Origin of the sequence: Stappia indica, from assembly GCF_020177335.1 — a bacterium.
In the GTDB taxonomy this organism is placed as follows: domain Bacteria; phylum Pseudomonadota; class Alphaproteobacteria; order Rhizobiales; family Stappiaceae; genus Stappia; species Stappia indica_B.
In genome coordinates, this window is the sequence record NZ_JAIVMG010000034.1 from 1 (window position 1) to 4673 (window position 4673).

Annotated in this window: 6 protein-coding genes and 1 pseudogene; 4 read left to right on the forward strand and 3 right to left on the reverse strand. The window is 58.1% G+C overall.

Going from position 1 to position 4673, the window contains the following annotated elements:
• Nucleotides 1–103, forward strand: a pseudogene (locus LC062_RS21190) (IS5/IS1182 family transposase); the annotation flags it as partial.
• Nucleotides 104–116: 13 nt separating this feature from the next.
• Here LC062_RS21190 and LC062_RS21195 read toward each other — a convergent pair.
• Both LC062_RS21195 and LC062_RS21200 read right to left on the reverse strand, forming a co-directional pair.
• Entirely contained in the window at nt 117–1940 is a 1824-nt protein-coding gene (locus LC062_RS21195; protein WP_224913145.1) for a relaxase/mobilization nuclease domain-containing protein, read from the reverse strand.
• The gene (locus LC062_RS21200; RefSeq protein WP_224913147.1) at nt 1937–2323 is read right to left on the reverse strand and encodes a hypothetical protein; all 387 of its coding nucleotides are present in this window, start codon (nt 2321–2323) and stop codon (nt 1937–1939) included. The genes LC062_RS21195 and LC062_RS21200 overlap by 4 nt, the downstream gene beginning before the upstream one ends.
• 238 nt (nt 2324–2561) lie before the next feature.
• On the opposite strand from LC062_RS21200, the gene LC062_RS21205 reads away from it, so the two are divergent.
• The 3 genes from LC062_RS21205 (at nt 2562) to LC062_RS21630 (ending at nt 4399) form a co-directional block, all read left to right on the forward strand.
• Nucleotides 2562–3038, forward strand: coding sequence for a hypothetical protein (locus LC062_RS21205; protein ID WP_224913149.1), 477 nt, complete (start codon nt 2562–2564; stop codon nt 3036–3038).
• A gap of 138 nt (nt 3039–3176) precedes the next feature.
• Nucleotides 3177–4010, forward strand: coding sequence for a DNA-primase RepB domain-containing protein (locus tag LC062_RS21210; protein WP_224913150.1), 834 nt, complete (start codon nt 3177–3179; stop codon nt 4008–4010).
• Complete coding sequence (locus LC062_RS21630; protein WP_404829767.1) at nt 4007–4399, forward strand: helix-turn-helix transcriptional regulator; 393 nt, start codon at nt 4007–4009, stop codon at nt 4397–4399. Before LC062_RS21210 ends, LC062_RS21630 begins: the two co-directional genes overlap by 4 nt.
• 135 nt (nt 4400–4534) lie before the next feature.
• Here the strand turns inward: LC062_RS21630 and LC062_RS21215 are convergent.
• On the reverse strand, nt 4535–4673 hold a 139-nt coding region (locus LC062_RS21215; RefSeq protein WP_224913151.1), incomplete at its 5' end, for a transposase.

Genomic DNA, 4673 nt, shown 5'->3' on the forward strand with positions numbered 1-4673 from the left:
CCGTCTGAAGGATTTCCGACGCGTCGCAACCCGCTACGACAAACTCGCCAGAAACTTCCTGTCCGCCGTTGCCTTGGCAACTCTCGTCGCGTTCTGGCTATGATTGAGTCTGGAGCCTAAGGCCCCCTGATCAAAGCGGGTGCGCTGGTCTCGTCGTCGGCGAAATCTATTCGGGCTGTATGCTCGAAGTCTTCGTAGCTCCCCATGTCGCGCAGGAGCATTTCGTATAGCTCCGGTGACATGACAGTCACTGTTTTCGGGCGTGCGAGCAGGTTTTTGACAGTTTGTGCCCAATCCGGGATCGCATCGGCATTTCTGCTTTCAAGAAATCTGCGGCGCGCCGTGAGCCATTCGCGAACGAGAGCCTTGATGGCCATACGCTCTGTTTCATCTTCAGCGACTGCCCGTAGCTCTGGGGTAGCAATGGCGAGGCCCACACGGATGGCCGCGCGCGTCACAGCCTCGCTCCAAGTCAGATCGTCACTGTGGACCTCAACCTCGGCCCACCCCATGCTGACCGCAATCTGGACCATGATTTCAGGTGTTTCTTGGGTCGCAGCTGAGGTCGATATGACGGTCGGCTCGACAATTATGACTGCGCCCGTCTCTTTCAGCCCGATGCGATAGCAGTCCTCATCCCGCCGATCGACCCACGCGATTTTATCCGCCACCACGTCCGGCAGTCCTGCCAGCCCTGCCTTGAAGTGGGTCTTCCACGCCTGCCTTGCCAAGGAACCGCTCTTGGCAAGGTCTCCGGAACAGCTGATCTGCAATTTTGACTTCGGCTTCTCGTTTACAGACGAGGCTTCAATTTCGTCCTGAGCTGCCTTTAGCTCTGGTGCCGCGAACAGGTATTCATTCCACTCGCGAAGTGCTTTTCCCTGGGCTGCTGTGAGGCGCGATACGTCTATCGGATCGCAATCCGGGAGCGTATCCTTGGGCACCTTTTCTTCGACATAGGGCGTGTCTTGATAGGACGGCGTGATCCTCTCGGGCGATGCTTCTCGCCTTCCACGCCGTTCCGCACCAACGTGTTGAATAAAGTCGGAGCGAAGGTGTTTTTGCGGTCCGAGAGTTTCAGCATCAGGCAGTTCAGCGTCCTTGAGGAGGGTGTCAAGGTCTGCTTTTTTCAACCGTTCGCCGCCACGGCGTCTTGCGACCTGGTTAAAGGCCCTCAACACGGGGATGCGGTTACCTTTCGGGGTAACCGCGACGATTGCTTTCTTGCCGAGAGCAAGACGCAAGCCGGTAGCTTCGAAAACCGCAGCGATGTCTCGCCCGCCGCCTGAAGAAGTCAAGAGATCGAAGATCAGGCGCTTTGCTTCATCCGGTGCGATATCGCTAGATCTTTCTGCGATCGCGCGTTCAGCAGCGGAGCACAATGCGCTTGCTCGATGATGTCCAAGGCCCTGGCGGTCCATCGCATTGGCGATGTCGTTCAGACCTTCCCGGCGAAGGTACTTGAGGACGCTCGCATTGTATGAGCCTGATGTGAACGCTTCGCCGTGGAGAAACTCGGAAATCCGCGACAGTTTTTCCAGTCGAGGAACCGTGTGACGCATGGGTATTGCGCGTCCGTCCAGGTCGACCCGCAGGTAGACCCGATGACGGTGACGGGATGTCCGACCACCCTTGCCCCATTTCAGATGCTCGGCTTCAAAGTACGGCTGTCCTTCAAGGGAGAACTCCTCCTCAAACCGTGTCCAGAATTCCGTCCATTCGGTCTCATCGTATTCGACCGAAGGGCTTGCCCACACGTGGACGAGCGGCTTTCGGCTCCGGCAATCGGCGGCCATCGCACGCATTTCAGCGAGCGCTTCATATAGGGTGGCTGCCCAAAGGCCGTGCATTTGGATGGACACGTCCTCATTGTCATGGGCGGAGAGGAGGTGTGTCGCGAGCGCTCCGGAACCGGTGTGCGTGACCAAGCCACAAATCATGGGTCCTGTGCCTCCGGAATATGGTCTATCCGCCTCTTCAGTTTGAGCGTTTCCTTGAGCAGGTTTTCAACTTCGGCATGATACTTTGACAGGCCTCCAAGTCGGGCGGCCTTGGCTGTTTGTATCAAGGTTCCAGCAAGACGACCTGCATGTCGGCTGTAGGTAGCGAGCGCCTGTTTATCCCCCGCGGAAAGAACGGAGCGGACCCGGACGGCGGCGACTGGCTTGCTTTCCATGTGGGCGACCAGAACGTCCCTGAGAAAGTCTGAGCGGGTCTTGCCGAAAGCGCTGGCGAGATCATCCAGGCGTCGGAACTCTTCTGCACTCAAACGGGTCGCGGCGGTTCTTTCGAGCTTCCGTTTGTCACTACCAGATCGCGTCATTTGCGGTTTGCTCGCCTTTTAGAATTGGGGGTGCACGGGGGCTTGCCCCCCTGCCCAGACTGCCATGTGACTGCTGCGCGGTTTACATGGCACCGCTGGCTCACACCGTGAAACCTGCCAGCGCACTGTATGGACGACCTATGCAAGGAACAAACGGTCAAAAAATATTTTTATGGGTTTGATTCTTTCATGAGAATTCCAATCATTGGTTGTTGCCAAGTATCGATGGAGGTCCGAAATGACTGGCGACGCAGAAAATCACGCATACAAAATATACCTAGCTAGTGAAGCTGGCCCTACCATCCAGATTTTACGCCTTCGTCTACAGAAATTTGCTCGTGCACTTCGAAAAATAAAGGCAGAACTCGAAAAGACAGGACGGCCAGCTGGAATCGATTTGTCCGACAATGCATCCTCCTTACTCGCTGCCACAGCGATAAGTGTCGCCTTTCCCGTCGAGGACTTGCAGTCAATGACCTATCGGCGTGCTTTGGCAGCTGCAAAGGCTGGAAAGCTTGGCGATTGGCGTGAAATTGCTGTCGAAGAAATCGCTTGCCTCATCGATATCGTTGAAAAGGCGAAAACAAGCCTCCACACGCTCGATGTGTTCGACAAGCCACCTCTGCCCCAGTGGTCGAACCTCCCGCCTCAGCATCTTGCGCGGGCAATCAATGCGTACGCTCACCTTATCTTTCAGGCCGCTGTGGTGAGGTAAGCGATGGTGCATCCAGCAACACGCCGCGCCTCCCTGCAAGCGCTATCGGCTCTCGATACAACGGTCGACGTTGGCTTCGTCTTTCCTCCTCGGGCTACCGAGGATCGGGGACGAGGCATCTGGACAGGTCGCGACTTGATGCCAGCAGATGTCGGCGAACTGTTTCCGCGAGCGGCGGCCGCAAACGCCGGAGGTGCCGCCATATTTATGCGTCTCGGGCCATCGGCCCGGGACGGGCATCCCGGCATCGTTCTGCTCGATGATCTGAATGCTGAAGCTGTCACGCGCCTTACGCTTGATGGCTTTCAGCCCGCTTTGACTGTGGAGACGTCACCGGGAAATTGCCAAGTTTGGATCAAGCTCATCGCCGCTGGCGAACTGCCGTACCCAGTTGTTCGTGGTGCAGTCAAACACCTGTCGGAACTTTTTGGCGCTGACCCGAGAGCCACCAGTCCAATGCAACCAGGCCGACTGCCTGGTTTCACCAATCGCAAGCCAAAACACCGTCAGGCAGACGGACATTTCCCGTTTGTCCGCCTAGTGGATGCCAGTGGCTGTATCGCTGCCGCTGGAACAAACTTGGTTGACGAGATAAAGGCAAACCTCTCGGCACAGCGCGGCCGCGCCCCGCGCGCTGCCCGCGAAACGCCGCCAGTGGCGGCGGTGTCTGGTCACCCTTCAGCCATCGAGGACTTCGATGCGCTCGACAGGATCCGCCAAGCGCAGGAGGCCCGCATTTGGGCCGAAGCCCGACGCGGAAGTCGGCCTCGGGAAGCTGCTTCTGCATCGGAAATCGACTTCGCCGCTGTGGTGGTTGCACTCGGCGAGGGCGTTTCCAGACCGATGCTGGAGGCCTGGCTCAGGATGCGCCGGCCGGAAAAGGCAGCCGGATATGCGGCCCTCACTGTCCAGAATGCCGACCGATACTTGGAGGACCAAACCAGCACGCCGCAACCGTCGGGCCGCCCATGAAGAGATATTTGACACGGCGGGAGGTCGCGGAAATCTATCCGATTTCGGAAAGCTCCCTTGCGCAACTCGCGATGAGGGGCGAGGGGCCACGGTATTTCATGCCTCAGAACCGCGCCCTTTACCTTGCCGAGGACGTGGAGGAGTGGATCGAGGCACATGCTGTCATTGCGCGGTCGCGCCCGATGCTGAGATCACGCGAGTTCATCGAGGAGAAACCTGTCACGCTGCAACAAGCTCCCGGGCCAAAGGCGGAAACCACTCGACGAGAGCCCATCCAGGAAGAGCCTAAAAAGGTGGGGGCGCAAAAAGGCAAGAGGCGCGGGCGCCCCCGGAAGAACCTGGCACCATGCGCAAATTCCTGGCTCCGGAATAACGACGATCAATCGTGATTACGCGGGCTCACGCCGGTAGCCGTAGCGCACCTGCTCTGAGACCGAACTTTGGAGCGCCGGTGGCTGGAGTTTTCCGGCTTTTGCTGTGCTCCCCAAGCTTGGATCGCCGGATGCTGGAGTTTTCCGGCTTTTTCACGATGGCGGGCTGGCTACGCCACCGGGATTCTGTAACGCGATCGGGACGTTGTATCCGATCGCCGAGTGAGGCCGAACCTCGTTGTAGTATCGACGCCAATCCTCCAACTTTTCGCGGGCATCCGCAAGGCTCAGG

What these genes read in the sequence shown, in the direction of transcription:
- LC062_RS21195 (WP_224913145.1), bottom strand. Translation starts at nt 1,940, where the DNA reads ATGATTTGTGGCTTGGTCACGCACACCGGTTCCGGAGCGCTCGCGACA.
- LC062_RS21200 (WP_224913147.1), bottom strand. Translation starts at nt 2,323, where the DNA reads ATGACGCGATCTGGTAGTGACAAACGGAAGCTCGAAAGAACCGCCGCG.
- LC062_RS21205 (WP_224913149.1), top strand. Translation starts at nt 2,562, where the DNA reads ATGACTGGCGACGCAGAAAATCACGCATACAAAATATACCTAGCTAGT.
- LC062_RS21210 (WP_224913150.1), top strand. Translation starts at nt 3,177, where the DNA reads ATGCCAGCAGATGTCGGCGAACTGTTTCCGCGAGCGGCGGCCGCAAAC.
- LC062_RS21630 (WP_404829767.1), top strand. Translation starts at nt 4,007, where the DNA reads ATGAAGAGATATTTGACACGGCGGGAGGTCGCGGAAATCTATCCGATT.